Origin of the sequence: Methylobacterium sp. J-030, from assembly GCF_022829545.1 — a bacterium.
Lineage (GTDB): Bacteria > Pseudomonadota > Alphaproteobacteria > Rhizobiales > Beijerinckiaceae > Methylobacterium.
This window is the reverse complement of the sequence record NZ_JAKSYM010000190.1, coordinates 18,478-37,548: the sequence shown is the minus strand read 5'-3', so window position 1 is coordinate 37,548 and position 19,071 is coordinate 18,478. Positions and strand designations below refer to the sequence as shown.

General features: G+C 67.7%; 21 protein-coding genes. 11 read left to right on the top strand and 10 right to left on the bottom strand.

Annotation, left to right across the window (positions count from 1 at the left end; all coding sequences use genetic code 11):
- Positions 1-499, bottom strand: a 499-nt coding sequence (locus tag MKK75_RS12830; RefSeq protein ID WP_244042947.1) for an ABC transporter substrate-binding protein, incomplete at its 3' end; no start/stop codon positions are given.
- Between the two features lie 118 nt (positions 500-617).
- The gene (locus MKK75_RS12825; RefSeq protein ID WP_244042946.1) at positions 618-1,241 is read right to left on the bottom strand and encodes a DUF938 domain-containing protein; all 624 of its coding nucleotides are present in this window, start codon (positions 1,239-1,241) and stop codon (positions 618-620) included.
- A 211-nt stretch (positions 1,242-1,452) separates the two neighbouring features.
- Between MKK75_RS12825 and kaiC the strand changes: the two genes are divergently transcribed.
- From kaiC to MKK75_RS12805, 4 genes are read left to right on the top strand one after another with little or no spacing between them, the layout of a single operon-like run.
- The gene (gene kaiC / locus MKK75_RS12820; RefSeq protein WP_409567560.1) at positions 1,453-3,144 is read left to right on the top strand and encodes a circadian clock protein KaiC; all 1,692 of its coding nucleotides are present in this window, start codon (positions 1,453-1,455) and stop codon (positions 3,142-3,144) included.
- The gene (locus MKK75_RS12815; protein ID WP_244042944.1) at positions 3,141-3,482 is read left to right on the top strand and encodes a circadian clock KaiB family protein; all 342 of its coding nucleotides are present in this window, start codon (positions 3,141-3,143) and stop codon (positions 3,480-3,482) included. The genes kaiC and MKK75_RS12815 overlap by 4 nt, the downstream gene beginning before the upstream one ends.
- Positions 3,479-3,799: a circadian clock KaiB family protein gene (locus MKK75_RS12810; protein ID WP_244042943.1), complete on the top strand. Its 321-nt coding sequence runs from the start codon at positions 3,479-3,481 to the stop codon at positions 3,797-3,799. The genes MKK75_RS12815 and MKK75_RS12810 overlap by 4 nt, the downstream gene beginning before the upstream one ends.
- Positions 3,796-5,547: an ATP-binding protein gene (locus MKK75_RS12805; protein WP_244042942.1), complete on the top strand. Its 1,752-nt coding sequence runs from the start codon at positions 3,796-3,798 to the stop codon at positions 5,545-5,547. The genes MKK75_RS12810 and MKK75_RS12805 overlap by 4 nt, the downstream gene beginning before the upstream one ends.
- A 50-nt stretch (positions 5,548-5,597) precedes the next feature.
- Here MKK75_RS12805 and upp read toward each other — a convergent pair whose 3' ends face one another.
- On the bottom strand, positions 5,598-6,233 hold the full coding sequence (gene upp, locus MKK75_RS12800) for a uracil phosphoribosyltransferase (RefSeq protein ID WP_244042941.1): 636 nt from the start codon (positions 6,231-6,233) through the stop codon (positions 5,598-5,600).
- 593 nt (positions 6,234-6,826) lie between these two features.
- Between upp and MKK75_RS12795 the strand changes: the two genes are divergently transcribed.
- Positions 6,827-8,518: a methyl-accepting chemotaxis protein gene (locus MKK75_RS12795; RefSeq protein ID WP_244042940.1), complete on the top strand. Its 1,692-nt coding sequence runs from the start codon at positions 6,827-6,829 to the stop codon at positions 8,516-8,518.
- 122 nt (positions 8,519-8,640) lie between these two features.
- Here the strand turns inward: MKK75_RS12795 and MKK75_RS12790 are convergent, their stop codons facing one another.
- Together MKK75_RS12790 and MKK75_RS12785 are read right to left on the bottom strand one after the other, a co-directional pair.
- The gene (locus MKK75_RS12790) at positions 8,641-9,105 is read right to left on the bottom strand and encodes a DUF2852 domain-containing protein (protein WP_244042939.1); all 465 of its coding nucleotides are present in this window, start codon (positions 9,103-9,105) and stop codon (positions 8,641-8,643) included.
- Positions 9,106-9,162: 57 nt separating this feature from the next.
- Positions 9,163-9,825, bottom strand: coding sequence for a TetR/AcrR family transcriptional regulator (locus tag MKK75_RS12785; RefSeq protein ID WP_244042938.1), 663 nt, complete (start codon positions 9,823-9,825; stop codon positions 9,163-9,165).
- Positions 9,826-10,079: 254 nt separating this feature from the next.
- Here MKK75_RS12785 and MKK75_RS12780 point away from each other — a divergent pair, with 254 nt between their 5' ends.
- From MKK75_RS12780 to MKK75_RS12770, 3 genes are all read left to right on the top strand, one after another.
- On the top strand, positions 10,080-10,373 hold the full coding sequence (locus MKK75_RS12780; protein ID WP_244042937.1) for a hypothetical protein: 294 nt from the start codon (positions 10,080-10,082) through the stop codon (positions 10,371-10,373).
- A 128-nt stretch (positions 10,374-10,501) separates the two neighbouring features.
- Positions 10,502-10,909, top strand: a complete 408-nt coding sequence (locus tag MKK75_RS12775; RefSeq protein ID WP_244042936.1) for a thioredoxin family protein — start codon at positions 10,502-10,504, stop codon at positions 10,907-10,909.
- Between the two features lie 162 nt (positions 10,910-11,071).
- Positions 11,072-12,232, top strand: coding sequence for a glycosyltransferase (locus MKK75_RS12770; RefSeq protein WP_244042935.1), 1,161 nt, complete (start codon positions 11,072-11,074; stop codon positions 12,230-12,232).
- A gap of 5 nt (positions 12,233-12,237) precedes the next feature.
- Here MKK75_RS12770 and MKK75_RS12765 read toward each other — a convergent pair whose 3' ends face one another.
- Both MKK75_RS12765 and MKK75_RS12760 read right to left on the bottom strand, forming a co-directional pair.
- Positions 12,238-13,104, bottom strand: coding sequence for a helix-turn-helix domain-containing protein (locus tag MKK75_RS12765; protein ID WP_244042934.1), 867 nt, complete (start codon positions 13,102-13,104; stop codon positions 12,238-12,240).
- A 602-nt stretch (positions 13,105-13,706) separates the two neighbouring features.
- Entirely contained in the window at positions 13,707-14,471 is a 765-nt protein-coding gene (locus tag MKK75_RS12760; protein ID WP_409567557.1) for a zinc-ribbon domain-containing protein, read from the bottom strand.
- Between the two features lie 173 nt (positions 14,472-14,644).
- Here MKK75_RS12760 and ftsE point away from each other — a divergent pair, with 173 nt between their 5' ends.
- The 3 genes from ftsE (at position 14,645) to MKK75_RS12745 (ending at position 17,230) form a co-directional block, all read left to right on the top strand.
- Positions 14,645-15,337, top strand: a complete 693-nt coding sequence (gene ftsE / locus MKK75_RS12755; protein WP_244042933.1) for a cell division ATP-binding protein FtsE — start codon at positions 14,645-14,647, stop codon at positions 15,335-15,337.
- Positions 15,334-16,296: a cell division protein FtsX gene (locus MKK75_RS12750; protein ID WP_244042932.1), complete on the top strand. Its 963-nt coding sequence runs from the start codon at positions 15,334-15,336 to the stop codon at positions 16,294-16,296. Before ftsE ends, MKK75_RS12750 begins: the two co-directional genes overlap by 4 nt.
- Positions 16,297-16,447: 151 nt before the next feature.
- Complete coding sequence (locus MKK75_RS12745; protein WP_244042931.1) at positions 16,448-17,230, top strand: YdcF family protein; 783 nt, start codon at positions 16,448-16,450, stop codon at positions 17,228-17,230.
- Between the two features lie 144 nt (positions 17,231-17,374).
- On the opposite strand, the gene MKK75_RS12740 is transcribed toward MKK75_RS12745, so the two are convergent.
- From MKK75_RS12740 to MKK75_RS12730, 3 genes are all read right to left on the bottom strand, one after another.
- On the bottom strand, positions 17,375-17,716 hold the full coding sequence (locus tag MKK75_RS12740; protein ID WP_244042930.1) for a hypothetical protein: 342 nt from the start codon (positions 17,714-17,716) through the stop codon (positions 17,375-17,377).
- Entirely contained in the window at positions 17,716-18,183 is a 468-nt protein-coding gene (ptsN, locus tag MKK75_RS12735; protein WP_244042929.1) for a PTS IIA-like nitrogen regulatory protein PtsN, read from the bottom strand. Before ptsN ends, MKK75_RS12740 begins: the two co-directional genes overlap by 1 nt.
- 142 nt (positions 18,184-18,325) lie before the next feature.
- The gene (locus tag MKK75_RS12730; RefSeq protein WP_244042928.1) at positions 18,326-18,919 is read right to left on the bottom strand and encodes an HPF/RaiA family ribosome-associated protein; all 594 of its coding nucleotides are present in this window, start codon (positions 18,917-18,919) and stop codon (positions 18,326-18,328) included.
- Positions 18,920-19,071 lie beyond the last annotated feature (152 nt).

Below are 19,071 nucleotides of genomic sequence, written 5' to 3'. Positions count from 1 at the left end.
CGTTGGTCGAGTCGAAAGGCTGATTGGCCGAGGCCGCTGACGTAGGGTAGCCGTGGAAAGTATGTTTTTTGCGCGCGATGTCCTTATGAAGCGCCAGGCTGAACTCGTTGGCGGCAGCGCCGGGGGTGATCAGCGGGGTCTGGGGCCGGGCCGCCCAGGGCATCAGCGCCAGCACCACCTCGGGGATGTAGCTGGCGATGACGAGGTTGACCTTGTCCTCGGACCCCGCCCGCTGGAACGCCCGGACCGCGTAGGATGCGGAACTCTTGTCATCGTAGGTGACGACCTGGATCTGCCGGCCATCGACCCCGCCCTTGGCGTTGATCTCGTCGGCGGCGAGCTGGACCGCCTGCGGGATCGAGGCCCCGACCACCGACTGCGCCTCGGCGATCACGCCGATCCTGATCGGGTCGGCGGCTTGCGCCGGTCCGCTTCCGACAAGTCCGGCCACTGCGAGCAGGGCGAGGGCCCGGCTCGAAACGCTGCGTTCCATCGGCATGGGCTTCCTCCTGCGGCCCGCGCGGCTTTTCCGCCGCATCGGGGTCATGGCACGAGTGTGCAACACGCGCTTGCCTGAATTCAATGTACAGTTTCGCGAAAGCGTGACGGAGAGCGCCTCATCGTTCGGCGCGTCGGAAGGTTAGGCTCAGGTTGTTGGCCGGCATCGCCATGCGCTCGGCGGCGATCAGCCCATGCCGCGCGGCCTCCGCGGTCACGGCCTCGCGATCACGCACCCCCCAGTCCGGATCGCGGGCGCGCAGGGATTCGTCGAAGGCGGCGTTGCTATCAGCCGTATGATGCCCGCCCTCGCGGAACGGCCCGTACAGGAACAGAATTCCGCCCGCGGACAGGGCTCGCCCGGCGCCGGCCATGAGCCCTTCCGTCGCGGTCCAGGGTGCGATGTGGATCATGTTGATGCAGACGATCGCATCGACGCGGCCGACCGGCCAGGACGCGGCACGTGCGTCGAGGGTAAGTGGGGGCAGGATGTTGCCGAGCCCGGCCCGGCCGGTATGGGCCGCGACGCTGCGCCGGGCTTCCGGCTCGGGATCGCTCGGAAGCCATGTCAGGCCCGGCAGCGCTGCGGCGAAGTGGATCGCGTGCTCGCCGGATCCGCTGGCGATCTCCAGCACGGTGCCCCGCACCGGAAGCACGCGACGCAGGACGTCGAGGATCGCGTCGCGATTGCGCGCGACGGCGGGTGCCGTCAGGGCATCCCGATCGATTTCCCAGCCCAGCATGGCTACCGACTCCAGCTTCGCGGGCGTGCCGCCGTATCGCAACCGCAGGCTGCCGGCGTTCCGCCCCATATTGCGCCGCGGGCAGCGTTGCCATACCGGGTCGGGGCCGATCTTCTACCCGGCGTGCGTGTCGCATCCGACTGCCGGCACGCCTTCGGATTGCAAACCGCTCCAGCTCCGTCCTCCGCCCGAGACGTCTAGGACAGCCCGCATCGTGCCCGACCAACGTGTCACCCAGCCTCTGCCGAAAGCACCCACAGGCATCGAAGGCTTCGACGATCTGACTTTCGGCGGTCTCCCGGCCGGGCGGCCTTCCCTGTTCTGCGGTTCGGCAGGGTGTGGGAAGACCCTTTTCGCTACGACCTTCCTGGTCAACGGCGCGACCCGGTACGGCGAGCCCGGCGTGTTCATGAGCTTCGAGGAGCGGGCCGAGGATCTCGCCGCCAACGTCGCCTCCTTGGGCTTCGACCTCGACGGGCTCGTGGCGCAGGGCAAGCTCGCCATCGATCACGTCCGGGTGGAGCGCAGCGAGATCGAGGAGACGGGCGAGTATGATCTCGAAGGCCTGTTCATCCGCCTCGGCTTCGCGGTGGACAGCATCGGCGCGAAGCGGGTCGTCCTCGACACGATCGAGACACTGTTCGCCGGGTTCACGGACCCCTCGCTGTTGCGCGCGGAGCTGCGCCGGCTGTTCGGCTGGATCAAGGATCGCGGCCTGACCGCGATCATCACCGGTGAGCGTGGCGAAGGCCAGCTCACCCGGCAGGGTCTGGAAGAGTACGTCTCCGATTGCGTCGTCCTGCTCGACAACCGGGTCGACGACCAGATCACCACGCGGCGCCTGCGCGTGGTCAAGTATCGGGGCTCGGCGCATGGAACCAACGAGTTCCCGTTCCTGATCGATCATGCGGGAATCAGCGTCCTGCCGGTGACCTCGGCCGAGCTCGACTATGCGGGGCCGACCGGCCTGATCTTCACGGGCATCGACGGGCTCGACGCCATGCTGGGACCGGGGGGCTTCTATCGCGGTTCGAGCATCCTGGTCTCCGGTACGTCGGGCACCGGCAAGACCATGCTGGCCGCCTCGATGGTCGATGCCGCCTGCCGGCGCGGCGAGCGCTGTCTCATCTTCGCATTCGAGGAGAGCGGCGGTCAGATCGCCCGCAACGCGGCCTCGATCGGGCTCGATCTCGACGCGCATTCGAAGAGCGGCCTGCTCCGCTTCGAGGCGGCGCGGCCGAGCCTCTACGGTCTCGAAACGCACCTCGCCCGGATACACCGCGACCTCGACCAGTTCCGGCCGGATCTGGTCATGATCGATCCGATCTCCGCGCTGCGCGGACCGGCCACCGAATTGCAGGCCGCGCTCCTGCGCATCATCGACCTGATCAAGACCCGCGGCATCACGGCGATCTTCACGACCCTTCGGAGCGACGGCTCGCTCATCACCGATCACGACCTCGGCGTGTCGTCGCTGATGGATGCCTGGGTCAAGCTCCAGAACATGGAAGCGAACGGAGAGCGCACGCGGACGCTTTACGTGATCAAGGCGCGCGGCATGAGCCACTCCAACCAGATCCGCGAGTTTCTCATGTCGTCCGGCGGTATCCGTCTGATCGACGCCTATATCGGAACGGCGGGGGTGCTCACGGGTACCGCCCGCATCGTTCAGGAAGCCCGTGAGCAGGCGGAGGCGCAGCGGCGCCAGCAAGAGAACAAACGGCGGCTCCGCGAGGTTGTCCGTCGTCGGGCGGCCCTCGACCGTCAGCTCGAGGAGCTTCGGGCCAGCCTGGAGGCCGCAGAGGACGAGGAGGCACGTCTGCGCGCCGACGACGAGTGGCGGATGGCGGCAGATGAGGTCGAGCGGCGGGAGCTGATCGCACGGCGGAGGGCGGCGGAATGAGCGAGGCGACTTCGGAAGACCCGTCACCCGACACGGATCCGGACCGCGATCCGGGCCACTATCACCTGCGCCTCTACGTCGCCGGGCAGACGGCGAAGTCGGTCACCGCGATGGCGAACCTCAAGCGATTCTGCGAGGACCACCTGGCGGGGCGCTACGATATCGAGGTCGTCGACCTCATGAAGAACCCGCAGCTTGCGGCCGGCGACCAGATCCTGGCCATCCCAACCCTGGTTCGCCGCCTCCCCTCCCCCCTGAAGCGCATCATCGGCGATCTGTCGAACACCGATAAGGTTCTGGTCGGTCTCGATATCCGTCGAAGGGCGGACGAGCCTTGAGCCGATCCGTCGACCGCCCGGACACCGCGGATCGCTATCGCTTCAGGTTGTTCGTCGCCGGGACCGCGCCGCGCTCGTTGCGCGCGGTCGAGTCGGTGCGCCGAATCTGCGAGGCGCACTTCGCCGGCCGGTACGAGCTGGAGATCGTCGACATCTACCAGCAGCCCGATCTCGCCGCGCGCGACGGGATCGTGGCCGCCCCGATCCTGCTGAAGATCGCACCGCAGCCGGAGCGGCGCGTCGCGGGCGATTTGCTGGACGCGGAGCGGATCCTGCGCGGCCTCAACATCCCTTCGGCTGCCGAGGCGGAGCGATGAGCGTCGACGCTTTGCTGCCCGGCGACGAGCCGAGCCCCGAGGCCTACCGCGCCCACATCCGGGAACTCGAAGCACGTCTGGAAGAGAGCGAGGAGACGCTTGCCGCGATCCGGCGCGGCGATTTCGACGCCGTGGTGGTGGAGGGCCCGAACCACGAGCGCCTCGTCTACACATTGGAGAACGCCGACCGGCCGTACCGGGTCCTGATCGAGCAGATCCAGGAAGGGGCCTTCACCCTCGGGCTCGACGGCACCCTGCTCTATTGCAACCGGCGCTTGGCCGACATGCTCGGCGAAGCGCAGGAACGGCTGGTCGGGCGCCCCCTGCGCAGTTTCATCCGGGGGGACACCGACCTCGACCAACTGGTCCAACGGGCGATGACCACGCCCGTGCGTGAAGAGATCGAGCTCAAGGAGGGGGCAGGAGCCGAGCGTGCGACCTTCCTCTCCCTCAGCCGTTTCGAGAGCCAGACCGATCAGGCGCTGCTCTGCGGGGTCCTGACCGATCTGACCGAGCAACGGCGCAACGTCCGGGCCCTCGCCGAGGCGCATGCCCGTCTGCAGTCCGAGAGCGTGGAGCGCGAGCGCGTCGAGGAAGCCCTGCGCCAGTCGCAGAAGCTGGAAGCGGTCGGCCAGCTCACAGGTGGCGTGGCGCACGATTTCAACAACCTGCTCACCGTCATCAAGTCGTCCACCGACCTGCTCAAGCGCCCCGATCTCCCCGAGGAACGGCGCCGCCGCTACGTGGAGGCGATCTCCGACACGGTGGATCGCGCGGCCAAGCTCACCGGGCAGCTCCTCGCCTTCGCGCGCCGTCAGGCCCTGCGGCCGGAGGTATTCGACGTCGGTACGTCGCTGCGCGCCGTTGCCGAGATGCTCGATTCGGTCACCGGCGCGCGGATCACCGTCGATGCCCGGATCCCGGACGAACTCTGCTACATCCGGGCGGATCTCAGCCAGTTCGAGACGGCCCTGATCAACATGGCGGTCAACGCCCGGGACGCGATGGGCGGACAGGGCACCCTGACCCTCAAGCTCGTGGGCGGGCGGCCGATGCCGGCGATCCGCGGCCATGCGGGGTCGCGCTGCACCTTCGCGGCCGTGTCGCTGTCCGATACGGGCATCGGGATCGCCCCCGACGTGCTGCCGCGGATCTTCGAGCCGTTCTACACCACCAAGGAAATCGGAAAGGGCACCGGTCTCGGGCTGTCGCAGGTGTTCGGCTTCGCCAAGCAGTCCGGCGGTGACGTCGATGTGGTGAGCCAGCCGGGCGCGGGGACGACCTTTACCCTCTACCTGCCGCAGGTCGAGGCGGCGTCCGGGACGACCGAGAAGCCGCCCATCGATGAGCGCGACCTCGAAGGCATCAGCCTGTGCATCCTCGTCGTCGAGGACAACCTCGAAGTCGGCCGCTTCGCTACGCAGATTCTCGAGGATCTGGGCCATCGGACCGTGTGGGCGACGAATGCCGAGGAAGCCCTGGTGGAGATCGAGCGGATCCCGTTCCGCTTCGATGCGGTGTTCTCCGACGTGGTCATGCCGGGCATGGGCGGCGTCGCCTTGGCCCGGGAGCTGGAGCGACGCCTGCCTGGCCTACCTGTCGTGCTCACCTCGGGCTACAGCCACGTGCTCGCCCAGGAGGGCGTTCACGGCTTCAACCTGATCCAGAAGCCGTACTCGGTGGAGCAACTATCGCGAGCCCTCGCCAGGGTGGTTCGGCGCGGGCGTGTCGAAGCCCGACGGCGATAACGCCGAGCGCCGGTGCCAGGTCCGCCTCCGGTAAGCCGGGGCGTCACGGTTTACCGGGTGCCGTACATCCGGTCCCCGGCATCGCCGAGACCCGGGACGATGTATCCGTGCTCGTTCAGGTGGCTGTCGATCGCCGCCGTCCAGATCGGGACATCGGGATGGGCCGCCTGAAACTTCGCCAGCCCCTCCGGAGCCGCCAGAAGGCAAACGAAGCGCAGGTCGGAGGCCCCGCGCGCCTTCAACAGGTCGAGCGCCGCGATCGCTGAGTTGGCCGTGGCCAGCATCGGATCGAGCACGAGCACGGTCCGGTCGGCGAGATCCGATGGCGCCTTGAAGTAGTATTCCACGGCTTCGAGCGTGTCGGGATCGCGGTACAGCCCGACATGGGCGACACGCGCCGACGGGACGAGGGACAGCATCCCATCGAGAAACCCGACGCCAGCGCGCAGGATCGGTGCGAGGACCAGCTTCTTACCCAGGATCTGCTGCCCATCCATCGGCTGCAGCGGTGTCTCGATCGTCACGGTTTCGAGCGGCAAGTCACGAGTCACCTCGTAGGCGAGAAGCATCCCGATCTCGTTCAGGATTTGCCGGAACCCCTTGGTCGAGCGGTTCTTGTCGCGCAGGTAGGTCAGCTTGTGCTGCACGAGCGGGTGATCGACTACGGTGATCTGACCCATCGGCATGACCCTCCCCGCCCCGTCCAACCGAGACATGCAGGACCCCGGGTCCGGGCGCAACTTTCGCGTTGGTTGGCCCGGCACACCGCATCATCGCTGGGCGTCGGCCGTTCCAGCGGATGGGCGCGGCCCGAAACCGTTCAGCCAGGGTTCGGAGGCGCAACCGATCGCTCGGGCCGGACGCCTCAATCGATGCGGGTCAAAAATATGCACCCGTGTTGCTGAAAAGATTGTTTGATGCGAGCCTGACCAAGCGTTTATTGGCCGCCCGATCCTCGAGAGGATTTGTAAATTCAACTCTTTCAACTCTCATGACCTACTGTATTTTGGACGAAGATCAGAGCTCTTAACCATCATATACGCATTTGCCGCAGGGACTTTTGACCGTGAAGAATTAGATCTTTTCTAGATTGGCATATCGTTCAATATTTACAATATCCGGAATTACTAATCAGCTCATCTTAGTCTGTTTTTTCATTTATATAAATCATACGGCGAGAAACGGACCAACTTGCAGTTCCCAACTCTGGAACTAGCTAAGACATGGCGTTGTCATGCTTTGCGTTATCATCCCTCAAGCGGGCAAAATCGAACGTACCATGCGCCTCAATCTCTCCCTCAAAACAACTTTGACGATCCTGTTCGGGCTCATCGCACTGATCTCGGCGGGACAGGGCGGTCTGTCGCTCCGGGACGCGGCCGCGATACGCCGCTCCACCACGGTACTGGCAACCAACTGGCTGCCATCCGTCGAGAAGATCAGCGCGATCGAAGTGGCGGCATCCGAGGTTCGGATCAAGCAATATAGGCTGATCCTTCTGTCGAACACGCCAGAGAAACGGTCCGAGAACGAAGCCAATCTTGCAGCCACGCATGCAAACCTGCGCGAGGCGCGCAAGGCCTATGAAACGCTGATCAGTACGCCCGAAGAGCGCGCATTGTACGATACCTTCGCGGTGTCCTGGGCCAACTTCGAGCGGGTGGACGGCGATGCGCGCCGCTTCATGGAGGCTGGCCAGTCACAGGAAGCAAGGGCGCTTCTGATCAAGTCCGAGGTCGTTGCGCTCTACGATCAGGCGCGCGCGGCGCTCACAAGGCTCGTCGCGCATGACGAGGAGAGCGCAAGCCGCGATGCGAATGAGGCGATGGCAGGGGCGAACTCGGCGTCCTTCACGGCCCTGGTGGGGATCGGCCTCGCCCTGGCCTCGGCCCTGGGCGCAGCGCTCGTCGGTCTGCTGTACATTTCGCGGCCGATCGAGCGCATGACCGCCGCGATGTCGAGGCTCGCCGACGGCGAGACCGGCACGGAGGTGCCGCATATCGGCCGCCGCGACGAGATCGGCGCGATGGCGGCCGCCGTCCAGGTGTTCAAGGACAACCTCATCCGCAGCCGGACCCTGGAGGCCGAGGCCGCGCAGGCCCGCGCCTCCGCGGAGGCGCAGCGCAAGGCCGACATGCGCCAGATGGCCGACAGCTTCGAGACCGCGGTCGGCGGCATCGTCGGACAGGTCTCGGCCTCGGCCACGGAGTTGCAGACCACCGCCGGCTCGATGTCGGCGATGGCCGGCCAGACCTCGGCCCAGTCGAATGCGGTCGCCGCCGCGGCCGAGGAGGCCGGCGCGAACGTCAACACCGTCGCGGCCGCTGCGGAGGAACTCGGCTCGTCCGTCCAGGAGATCGGCCGGCAGGTCCAGGGCTCGGCCCAGCTCGCCCAGGTGGCCATGGGCGAGGCCGACCAGACAGGCGCGCTAGTGCAAGAGCTGAGCACCGCCGTGGCGCGGATCGGCGACGTGGTCGGGCTGATCACCTCGATCGCCGGCCAGACCAACCTGCTGGCGCTCAACGCCACGATCGAGGCGGCGCGCGCGGGCGCGGCCGGCCGCGGCTTCGCCGTGGTGGCCAGCGAGGTCAAGGCGCTGGCCGAGCAGACCGCCAAGGCCACCGAGGAGATCGGCCAGCAGATCGGGCGGGTGCAGGGCGTGACCGGTCAGGCGGTCAGCGCGATCGACACCATTACGGCACGGATCCGCGAGATCAACGGGGTGGCGACCACGATCGCGGCCGCCGTGGAGCAGCAGGGTGCGGCGACGCAGGAGATCGTGCGCAACGTCGGGCAGGCGGCGCAGGGCACAGGCGAGGTGACCGGAAACATCGCCGGCGTGGCCGGGGCCGCCGAGGAGACGGGTCGGGCGGCGGACCAGGTTCTGGGGGCGGCCTCGGAGCTGTCGCGGCAATCCGAGCACCTTACCGCCGAGGTCGACCGCTTCCTGGCCGGCATCCGGGCGGCCTGACCGGTGCGGCCGCCGGGCTCGGGATGAGCCCGGCGGTTGTCCGTGAGCGTGGGGTCTCAGCTGCGATGCTTACACCCCCGTCCCGCCATCGGCCGGTTGATCGGCACGTGATGGCTGGAGCCTCAGGCCGTATGGCCCTCGCCACCGTTGGTCCGGCGCTTCGCCATGAAGGCGTCGAACTGCTCGCGGTCCTTGGCCTGCTTCAGTTCGTCGAGGAACGCCGCGAAGGCGCGGCCCTCCTCTTCGAGGGCACGTCGCTGGGCCTCCAGCCGGTCGAGTTCGGCGCGGCGATAGGAGTCGAAGGCCGCATTGCCGGTGCTGTCGCGGCGGCTCGCGGCCTCGAAGGCGCGGGCGAACCGGGAAGCCGGACGTGAACCCTCGACGTCCGACCATGTGCGCCGGGCCGTGTCGCGCATCTCGGCAACGGCCGGATAGCCGGCGAGCTTCCAGGCCAGCAATGCGAGGCCGACCGGCCACCAATAGACGAAACCGACGACGATGGCACCGATCTCGAGGGAACGGCGCGGAAACGGGCCCGACCGGCAGAGCCTGCCGGTCGCCCAGGGTGAGGAGGTTTGAGTGGTCACGGCGAAGCTCCGCTGTTCATGTGAACGCGGTTAACATGCGAGCGACGCAGACGGCTTTCAAGGTCGTCCCGAGCCGTTGCCCTGCGCGGCCCCGTGGACGAGGGCGAGGACGCCCGCCCGCAACAGCTCGTACTTGTCGGGAAAGCCGGGACCACGCGGCAGATGCCCGGCGGCCGAAAGTGTCGCGAGACCGTGGGCCAGTGCCCAGACTTCCAGGGCGATGAAGCGGGGCGCGACGCCGCCGAACCCGTCGGCGAACGTCGCCTGAAGGGCTTCGACCAGCAGATCGAAGGGGCTCGGCCGGGCCACCGGATTCTGAACGCCGGCTGCGGCGTCGTGCTCGGCGGTACCCGGCGCACCGCGCGTCTCGAAGATCGCGGCGTAGTAGGCCGGTTCCTCTTCGGCGAAGGCGAGGTAGGTCTCACCCATGCGGGTGAACCGCTCCAACGGCGTACCGCGCGACGTGAGCGCCCGTGCCAGACGGGCGGCCAGCTCCGCGAAGCCGCGCCCGGCCAGCTCTTCGAGCAAAGCCTCGCGACCCCGAAAGTGGCGGTACAGAGCGGCCGGCGTCACGCCCACGAGGCGTGCGGCATCCACCAGCGTGAAGCCGCCGATCCCGCGCTCGGCGATGAAGCGGCGGGCAGCCTCGATGAGCGCCTCCTTGAGGTTGCCGTGATGGTAATTCCGCCGGTCGTTCGGTCCGTCCCGCCAGGGTCGCAAGTGCCGATATCCTCTGCGCGCGCGTATGGCCTCAAAGAACGTCTCGGCGCTGTCGAATCGAAAGACCGTCGAAGCGGATCGATTTCGCGAGGCGCCGCCAAGCACTACCATCAAGCGGGGCGTTTGTTTCAGGGGTAGGGCCCGCGGCCGCACTTGACCGTCATTTATACGTACTCCACGCTTTCCCGGGGGCGGTTTGGCGCATCTTGCGCAAGGCCCCTCACCTTGGCGCCGATCGGGGACACGCATCGCACATGGCTTTCGTCAGCCTCAAGGCTTGGCGTGCCCGTTCCGCGGAGCGCGCCGCCACCGCGGTGCAGTTGAAGCGGGATTTGATCGCCGCGCTTCAACTCGGGGACGCTGATGCCCTCGCGGTCAACGAGATCGCCTGCGCCGATCCGGGATGCCCCGATATGGAGACCATCGTCCTCGTCATGCGCGCTGGCCAGCCGACCCGGGCGCTGCGGATCCGGTGCCCCATGGAGGCCGTGGGCCCAGCCGATATCGACGCCCTGGCGGCGGAAGACCGCGCCGCCTCATCCCGATGATGTGATTCGCGGCACGCGTCCTGGAGTTGCTAGCGTCACGGGCGTGCGCAACCTTTATGACGGGCATGCGTATCAAGGACCGACATCCCGGATTCACGCGGGTTCCGGTCATCCGGGAGGAACGCACGATGAACACCCGCCGCACCGTCGTCGCGCTGGCCTGTTCTGCCGTGCTGAGCGCGATCGCCGCCGCATCGGCCGGGCCGGCCGCCGCGGGCGAGGCCGTGCCGTTCTCCGAATCGGCGTTCGAGGCGGCGCAGAAGAGCGGCAAGCCGATCCTGATCGAGGTGAGCGCCCCCTGGTGCCCGATCTGCAAGACGCAGAAGCCGATCCTCGCCAAGCTCGCGGAGCAACCGCGTTTCAAAGAACTTCAGATCTTCGATGTCGACTTCGACAGTCAGAAGCAGCTGCTCAGGCGGCTCGACGTGCGGATGCAAAGCACGCTCATCGCCTACAAAGGCGAGGCGGAGGTCGGGCGCTCGGTGGGCGAGACCCAGCCGGAATGGATCGAAGGGCTAGTCGAGAAGACCCTCTGAAACGGCACGCCGGCACAGGGAATATCGGACGCACGCCGGCGGTACGGCGCTCCTGCGCCGGATCCTGACGTCGGCCGAACGCGCTTCCGCCTTCGTTCATACGGCCTCCTGCAAAGCGCTGCAGACCCCGACCGACGCGTCGGGGCCTGAAGGAGACGATCTTTGACGCGCGTTCCAGAGCCCGCCGCTTTCGGGCCCCAAGCGGTCATCGCGGTGCCGGTACGAAACGAGGAAGAACGCATCGCCGCCTGCCTGCGGGCGATCGACGCTCAAGCGGGGCTGGAACCCGGCCAACTCGGGCTCGTGCTGTTCCTGAACAACTGCACGGATCGAACCGACAAGATCGTCGCAGATCTCCTACCGACCCTGTCGATCCCGGTCCGCGTGCTGACCGAATCGTTTGGCGGGGCGCATGCCGGCTGGGCCCGGCGCCGGGCGATGGATGCCGCCGCGGCCTGGCTTGGAGATGCGGGGATCATCCTGTCCACGGACGCCGACAGCCGGGTGCCGCCGGACTGGGTCGCACGCAATCGGGCCGCCATCCGTGCGGGGGCCGATGCGGTTGCCGGCCGGGTCGAACTCGACGCCGCCGAAGCGGCGCTTCTGCCGCCGTCCTTGCCGGCTCGCGGCCGGCTGGAGGATCGCTACGACGCACTTATCACCGAGGCCGAGGCGCGGATCGATCCCGATCCGCACGATCCGTGGCCATGTCACCGGACGGCGATCGGCGCGACCCTGGCCGTGACGCGGGCAGCCTACGATGCCGTGGGGGGCATGCCGGAGATTCCCCTCGGTGAGGATGGTGCCTTCATCGCACGGCTGATCGAGCACGGCCTGCGGGTCCGCCACGCTCCCGACGTGTGCGTGACGATCTCGGCGCGCCTTGCTGGACGCGCCCCTGGCGGGGTCGCCGACACGATCCGTGCCCGATGCGAGGAGCCGGATGCTTTGTGCGATGCCCGGATGGAATCCTTCCCCCGTGCGATGCGCCGCTACGTGTGGCGCCGCCAATTTCGTCGTCTTCACGGCCAGGGCACGCTTGCGCGGGATGACGCCTGGGCGCAGAAACTCGGGATAGGCCGCATCGAGGCGGAGCGGATCGCCGCCTTGCCGCTCGGTCAGGCCGTCGCGGAGGCTGAGCGGGCGAGTCCCCGTCTCGCTTACCGACCCATCGGCCCTCGCCAGTTGCCGCGGGAGATCATCATCGCGCGGATCGGCGTCGCGGCGATCCGCACTTATCAGAAACTGTGCACCGCGGGGCGGAGGATCGCGAACCCGTTGCAGCAGCGCAGCCTCATCGAGGTTGACCGCGGGCGTCCGTGAACAGGTCAGCCGTCGCGCAGTGCGATCAGGTCGCGCGGCGAGAGGCCGAACCGCTGGCGGAACGCACGGCTGAAGACGGATGGGTCCGTGAAACCGCAACCGGCCATGATCGACCCGACCTTGCACCCCGCTGTGCGCGTCCGCAGGATACGATCGTACGCGCGATCGAGACGCGCATCGCGGATCGCCGCCGCGATTCCCTCCCCGGCGGCAAACGCCGCGTAGAGGCGGCTGCGCGAGACGCGAAGGTCCGCCGCCAGGGTGGTCGCCCGAAACTCGGGATCGTGCAGACAGCGCTGGATCCGTGCGAGCGCAAGCGAGCGCAACGCGTTCGCTGAGATCTTCTCCTCGGGATGCCGCGTATGTCCGTGCACGATACCGCGCAGCAGGTGCAGCGCGCTCTCGATCGCGATGCCTGTCTCCGCCTCGGACATGGTGTGGACCGAAGCCGCGAGGATGCGCGAATAGGCGAAGAAGAGCTCGTTCAGCGGACCCGCCGGTATCCTGCTTCCAACGAACGCGCTGACATCGCCGATCTGGGACTGGAACGTGGCGCGGGGCAGCGTGAGGCGGATCTCCTCGAAATCGGTCAGACCACCGCCGCCACCCGGTCGGCCCCATGTCTGAAACCCGATGTCGCCGACGCGGATCAGGGTCCCGTTCTGGCCCTGTTCGAGGTAGCCGCGCCCCTTGAGAGCGACCAAGATGCCGACATCGTCGCGGCCATCCCGGCGGACATGACGCGGCGTGCGGTCAACGCTGTAGGGCCGGCTGACAGTGTGGAAGACCCCGCCGTGCTTCGACTGCGCGATCATGCGGCTGGCCGAGAACGGTCTTTCGAAATCAAGCCGCTGCAGGTCGGCACTCGCCATGACGGTATCACGCCAATAATCGAAGGCGCGCTTTTCCTCGACAGCGTCTGTCGTCCCGAAGAAGACGGGGACCGTACTTTCAGTTGTCACGGCGGATCGGCCTCACAACGTAGGACTAGCGATGCCACCGCTTCGCGAACACGCCGGCCAATCCAGATTTTCAGATCAAATCACCGGATGCAACCGTTCTATACCACCGCGTCAAGTATCAATTGGTCCGGATTTTCGAGATCAATGTTAGATTATGTTTTATTATATAATATAGTAAAGCGACTTTAGATGCTTATAATGAGCCTAAACATTAGTTTGCGCGGTCTATATTGCCGCTGCGGCCGTTCCGCATCACACGATCCAGGAGTCGCGTCCGGGGATCCTACGTTGAGGATGGACGTCCCGGTCCGGGCATACATTGGCGTCGGACTTCGCTCATCGGCAATGGCTGGAATGACCTGTCCGGCGAGGTCGATGACGGCACGAGGCGGCATGCAGGCCGAACTCGGACGTTTCAGCGACGGTTTCCGTTGAGACCCGGAACGACGGCGGCCGTTCACCCGGGCAGTCGAACCGTATGCGCCTTCGGCATCAGGATCCGCCGCGCGACCTCAATTCTCCGCCGATCCGACGGTGACATCGGCGCGCCGGTCGCCGGCCTCAGCGAATCGCAGGACGATGGCGCGTCCCTCCGTGGGGGGACTCAACAGGACGCCGCGGAACCGCGTGGTCTCGGCATGACCCAGCATCGCCCGTGGCGCGGGAACCGTGAACGTCCGAACGACCCGGCCGCCAGCGTCGCGAATCTCGGCCTTGAGCGGCGCCACTGCCACGTCTGCGCGGGCGACGCCCACGAGATCGCCTTCAACCACGAGCTCAACGGACCTCCCGTCTTCGGCGGGGCTGCTGAACGCCACCACGTCACGGATCTCGACGCCGCGCAGATTCACCGGCAAGCCGATCCGAGCAAACAGAGCCGCGGTCGGTGGGACCGCCCGGACCACGCTGGTCCGGGCGAGGCACACGAGAGGCAGGGCGGCCAGTAGCGCGAGCCCGAGAGCCGACGAGGGTGACAGGCTGATGCTGCGGCGGCCCGTTTTGCTCTGGAACTTTGGCCGGCGCGTCTTAGGAAGCGGCAGATCCGAGGCTTGCCGCACGGCGGCGCTCGCCTCTTCCCAGGCGGATTCGACCGCCGGATCCGCCGCGCCCTCCGCCGCGAGTTCGGCCTCGTGCCCGGCCAGCACGTCGGCCGGAGAGATGAACCACGTCTCGCGGCAGGCCGCGCACCGGACCGATCGGCCTTCCATGCCGACCTTGCCGGCCTCGATCCGGTACGCACTGGCGCAGCTTGGGCAGACGATCAACATACGCGCCATACTCGCATCGATCGGCCGCACCGGGGCCGGACAGTGAATTCGCTTGATAAAGTGTCTCCGAACAGGGTTAAGCGGCCGTGAAATCCCATAGGCCTTGAAAACGCCCGGCGGTCCGGCGATGCCCGGAACCAGGATCGACGAGATATGGCACGGCCTTGAACCTTCAGGCGAACATGAAAAGCCTGCTGCCCGGCGCGGAGCGGCCGGTGGTGCAATTCGAGAATGTCGGCATGCGCTACGGCCTGGGGCCGGAGGTGCTGTCGGACGTGAGCTTCCGCATCGCGCCGCGCTCGTTCCAGTTCCTCACCGGCCCATCGGGCGCCGGCAAGACGACGCTGCTGCGGCTGATCCTGCTGTCCGTTCGGCCGACCCGGGGCCTCGTCTCGATCTTCGGCGAGGAGGTCAGCGGCATCTCCGCCAAGGCGCTGACCGGGCTGCGGCGACGGATGGGCGTGGTGTTCCAGGATTTCCGCCTGCTCGATCACCTGACGACCTACGAGAACGTGGCGCTGCCGCTGCGCGTTCAGGGCCGGACGGAGGCGAGCTACAGGGCCGAGGTGGTCGAGCTGCTGCGCTGGGTCGGGCTCGGCGAGCGGATGCATGCCCTGCCGCCACTCCTGTCGGGCGGCGAGAAGCAGCGTGCCGCCATCGCCCGGGCGCTGATCGCAAGGCCCGATCTGCTGCTCGCCGACGAGCCGACCGGCAACGTCGATCCCGGGCTCGGGCGGCGCTTGCTGCGGTTGTTCCTCGAGCTGAACAAGCTCGGGACCTCGGTGGTCATCGCAACCCACGATTTCGGCATCATGGACGCCGTCGACGCCCGGCGGATGGTGCTGAACGACGGCCGGCTGCGGATCGAGGAATGAGCACACGGGCCATCCCGCGGACGCGACCCGAGCCGGTTGCCGGATCCCCGTCCGCACCGGCGAACCTGCGCCGCAACGCGGCCCTGGTACCGACCGATACCGCGGCCGGGCGTTCCCTCGCGGCGGTCATCGCCATCCTGACCTTCCTGGCGGGACTCTGCGCGGGCGCGGCCGAGATGGTGGCGGCGAATGCCGCGCAGTGGCAGGGCGACGTCGCCCAGGAGGTCACCATCCAGATCCGGCCGAATCCCGGCCGCGACGTCGAGGCCGACGTCGCTCGGGCCGCGGGCCTCGCCAAGGCAGAGCCGGGCATCGCAGAGACGCGAATCTTCTCGAAGGCCGAGGCGGAGCGGCTGCTGGAACCGTGGCTCGGCAGCGGGCTCGACCTCTCGGATCTGCCGGTTCCCCGGCTGATCGCCCTCACGCTGAACCGAAGCCAGGGCGCCGATCTCAAGCGGCTGCGCGCACGGCTTCTGGAGGCGCTGCCCGGCGTTGCCAGCCTCGATGACCACGCGCTGTGGCTCCAGCGGCTCTCGACCGCGGCGAATGCCTTCGTGGGGATCGGGATCGGGCTCGTGATCCTCGTCCTGGTGGCCACCGGCCTCGCCGTCACCTTCGCCACGCGGGGCGCCATGGCGAGCAACCGGGAAGTGGTCGAGGTGCTCCACTTCGTGGGCGCCGACGACGATTACATCGCCAAAGCGTTCCAGAGGCGCTTCTTCGGCCTGGGCCTGCGCGGCGGGGCCATCGGGGCAGGATGCGCAATCCTGGCGTTCGTCGTCGCCGGATTCCTGGCCCGGGCTGCCCGGTCGGGACCCGCCGGACAGGAAGTCGAGGCGTTGTTCGGCGCCTTCCAGATCGGATTGCGCGGCTATGCCAGCATCGTCCTCATCGGCGTCATCGCTTCCCTCGTCACGGGCGTGGTGTCCCGCATCACGGTGCGCCGGTTCCTGGCCTGACCCGCCGCAGCCTGGCGCAAGCGTGGATCAAGAACGTCCCGCCAGCGCGTTTACATTTCGGAAACCTTATGGTCGCGGTGTGGATGCGGGCGCCCGGACTGCCTCCGGGTCGCCGCAATCGAAGCCGATCCTCCGGAGGATGACCACGCGTATGCTGCGCGCATCGGACCCGCATCTGACCGAGACCGTCGGCTGGGCTTGGCACGCGTGGAGCCTCCCGAGCCAGGCGGCCAAGCCGGCGCTGGCGCGCCATCGGGCTCCGACCGCATTGTGGGTGCTCGGGGTCGGAGCGGGCCTCGGTGCAATCGTCCTATTTGCCGGCTTTCTGATCTTCGTCAGCGCCCTCGCCCGGCAGGAGCGGGCGCCGACCGACCGGGCGGACGGGATCGTGGCGCTGACCGGCGGGGCGCAACGAATCGGCGATGCCATCGACCTGCTGGCGGGCGGATATGGACGGCGCCTGCTCATCACGGGCGTCAACGAGCGTACCAGCCGCGACGAGATCGCCCGATTGAACCCGACACAGCGCGCGCTGATCGCCTGCTGCGTCGATCTCGACTACCGCGCGCGCAACACCATCGGGAACGCGATCGAGACCCGCCGCTGGATGCGGGCGCACCGATTCAGCACCGTGGCGGTGGTCACCTCGAACTACCACATGCCGCGCACGCTGGTCGAACTGGTTCACGCCCTGCAGGACAGCGATCGCGTCCTGCCGCACCCGGTGGTCACGGACGCGTTCGATGCCGATCGCTGGTGGCGGAGCCCGCCCGCCGCGAGGCTCGTCGCCTCCGAGTACGTGAAGTTCCTCGCGAGCTGGGTGCGCACCCGGTTCGAGGCCGATCCCGAACGCTCACGGGCGGCGATCCTGATCGGGCGCGGCAAACCCGTGAAGATGGTCGCCGAGCCGCTCGCCGCGCGCGATCTCGACTGAGTCCGATAGCCGAAGGCTTCGATCCGCCACAGGCCTTTACGGTCGGCGAAGGCGAATCCGTATCGCTATGCGCGCGGCGGTTCGTCCGACACGCGTCAGACTCGGGGATCGCCCGCATGCCCCCCGAGCCGCACGGCCGGGACCTCACTGACCATGACAGCGCGCCTTGATGGCCGCCGAGAATTCCCGGTCCGAGCCCTGGACCTGAGCGAGGCGCTCGCCCCGCTCCGATCCGGACAGGCATCGCCCGTAGACGCCCGCGACCCGGCGCATCGTTTCGACGTGCCGCCGCCAGATGCGGCAGTTCTTGGCATCGTCGCCGTTCGCCTGTTCGAGCTGGTCGATCGCCTGCCGCTGCATCGATTGCGCGACGAGCAGATCGCGCGCGCAGGTGGTATCGCCCTGCGCCAAGACGGGACCGGCCAGGATTGGACCGGCCAGGACCGGGGTCAGCACCGCGAACACGACGATCCGGCGAAGCGACATCAGGCGGCCTGCGGCGCCGTGGAGCGCGTCAGCAGCGCGTAGAGCGCGCCCGCATCCCGGGCGGCCCGAATATGGGCGAGCATGCCGGGTTCGCGCAGGACCCGGGCGACCTGGGCGAGCGCCTTCAGGTGATCCGCCCCTGCGCCCTCCGGGGCCAGCAGCAGGAACGCGATGTCCACCGGTTGGCCATCCAGCGATTCGAAGTCCACCGGGCGGTCGAACCGCGCGAACAGGCCGAACAATCGATCGAGTCCGGGCAGCTTGCCATGTGGAATCGCCACGCCGTCGCCGATGCCCGTCGATCCCAGGCGCTCCCTCTGGAGCAACGTGTCGAAGACCGGTCGCTCTCCGAGCGCCGGTAGCCGACGCGCGGCCTGGACCGCGAGGTCCTGAAGCACCTGCTTCTTGGCTCGCGCGCGCAACGACGGCACGATCGACTCAGGATCGAGAAAGTCCAGAACTGGCATCGAACGACCGTTGCCCCGTCGCCCGCCCGGTCAGGGACGGACCTCGTTGCGGGGGCCTTGCCGGCCGACTCGGCCGCGCCCCCGCTCATCAATCGACCGGGAAACAGGCCGGTTCCGGCTCCGTTCCCCTCGACCCGCCGAGTCACTCGACGGCGCCCGGCGGATCTACCCAGCCGATTGCGCCATCGCTGCGCCGATATACGACGTTGACGCGCCCGGTGCCAGCGTGGACGAACACGAGCACGGGCGAACCTGTGAGATCGAGGGCCGTGACCGCCTCGCCGATGGTGCGGCGCTGGAGCGTCCGGGTGCTCTCGGCGACGATCGGCGGATGGGCGTCCCCGTCGGCCGGCTCGTCATCGTCCTCGTCCGGCGCTGCGAAGACCGCGTAGGCCGCCTCGATCGCCGCGTCGTCACCCGGCCCGGGGGCGTGTTGCTTGAGCCGGTGCTTGTAGCGACGCAGCCTCGTTTCCAGGCGCTCCGCCGTCTGCTCGAAACTCGACCGTGCGTCGTGGGCGAATCCGTTCGCCTCGATGGTGAGTCCGGACACGAGATGCAGCACGCAGTCCGTCCGGAAAGCAGCTCCATCCCGCCGCAGGGTGACGTGGCCGGTGCAGGCGTCGCTCATATGCGAGTCGAGGTATTTGGCCTGTATCGCGGCCATCCGCTCCTCGACGCGGCCGCGCAGACTCTCCCCGAGATCCACGCCGTGGCCCGTGACTCGCAACGACCCCATGCTGCCTCCCCCATTTCGATGCAGTCGGCCGAATTAGAGAGCCGGCTCGGGTTAAGTCAACGGAGCGCCTCGCGGTTCGATCGTGCGCTTAACCCTGGGTTCAGCCGGACTGTCCGTATAGACACCGCTCCGGAGAGCTTGCCGCCGGACCG

What these genes read in the sequence shown, in the direction of transcription:
- MKK75_RS12825 (WP_244042946.1), bottom strand. Translation starts at nt 1,241, where the DNA reads ATGCTGGGCTGGGAAATCGATCGGGATGCCCTGACGGCACCCGCCGTC.
- MKK75_RS12815 (WP_244042944.1), top strand. Translation starts at nt 3,141, where the DNA reads ATGAGCGAGGCGACTTCGGAAGACCCGTCACCCGACACGGATCCGGAC.
- MKK75_RS12805 (WP_244042942.1), top strand. Translation starts at nt 3,796, where the DNA reads ATGAGCGTCGACGCTTTGCTGCCCGGCGACGAGCCGAGCCCCGAGGCC.
- upp (WP_244042941.1), bottom strand. Translation starts at nt 6,233, where the DNA reads ATGCCGATGGGTCAGATCACCGTAGTCGATCACCCGCTCGTGCAGCAC.
- MKK75_RS12795 (WP_244042940.1), top strand. Translation starts at nt 6,827, where the DNA reads ATGCGCCTCAATCTCTCCCTCAAAACAACTTTGACGATCCTGTTCGGG.
- MKK75_RS12780 (WP_244042937.1), top strand. Translation starts at nt 10,080, where the DNA reads ATGGCTTTCGTCAGCCTCAAGGCTTGGCGTGCCCGTTCCGCGGAGCGC.
- MKK75_RS12775 (WP_244042936.1), top strand. Translation starts at nt 10,502, where the DNA reads ATGAACACCCGCCGCACCGTCGTCGCGCTGGCCTGTTCTGCCGTGCTG.
- MKK75_RS12765 (WP_244042934.1), bottom strand. Translation starts at nt 13,104, where the DNA reads ATGGCGAGTGCCGACCTGCAGCGGCTTGATTTCGAAAGACCGTTCTCG.
- MKK75_RS12760 (WP_409567557.1), bottom strand. Translation starts at nt 14,471, where the DNA reads ATGGCGCGTATGTTGATCGTCTGCCCAAGCTGCGCCAGTGCGTACCGG.
- ftsE (WP_244042933.1), top strand. Translation starts at nt 14,645, where the DNA reads ATGAAAAGCCTGCTGCCCGGCGCGGAGCGGCCGGTGGTGCAATTCGAG.
- MKK75_RS12750 (WP_244042932.1), top strand. Translation starts at nt 15,334, where the DNA reads ATGAGCACACGGGCCATCCCGCGGACGCGACCCGAGCCGGTTGCCGGA.
- MKK75_RS12745 (WP_244042931.1), top strand. Translation starts at nt 16,448, where the DNA reads ATGCTGCGCGCATCGGACCCGCATCTGACCGAGACCGTCGGCTGGGCT.
- MKK75_RS12740 (WP_244042930.1), bottom strand. Translation starts at nt 17,716, where the DNA reads ATGTCGCTTCGCCGGATCGTCGTGTTCGCGGTGCTGACCCCGGTCCTG.
- ptsN (WP_244042929.1), bottom strand. Translation starts at nt 18,183, where the DNA reads ATGCCAGTTCTGGACTTTCTCGATCCTGAGTCGATCGTGCCGTCGTTG.
- MKK75_RS12730 (WP_244042928.1), bottom strand. Translation starts at nt 18,919, where the DNA reads ATGGGGTCGTTGCGAGTCACGGGCCACGGCGTGGATCTCGGGGAGAGT.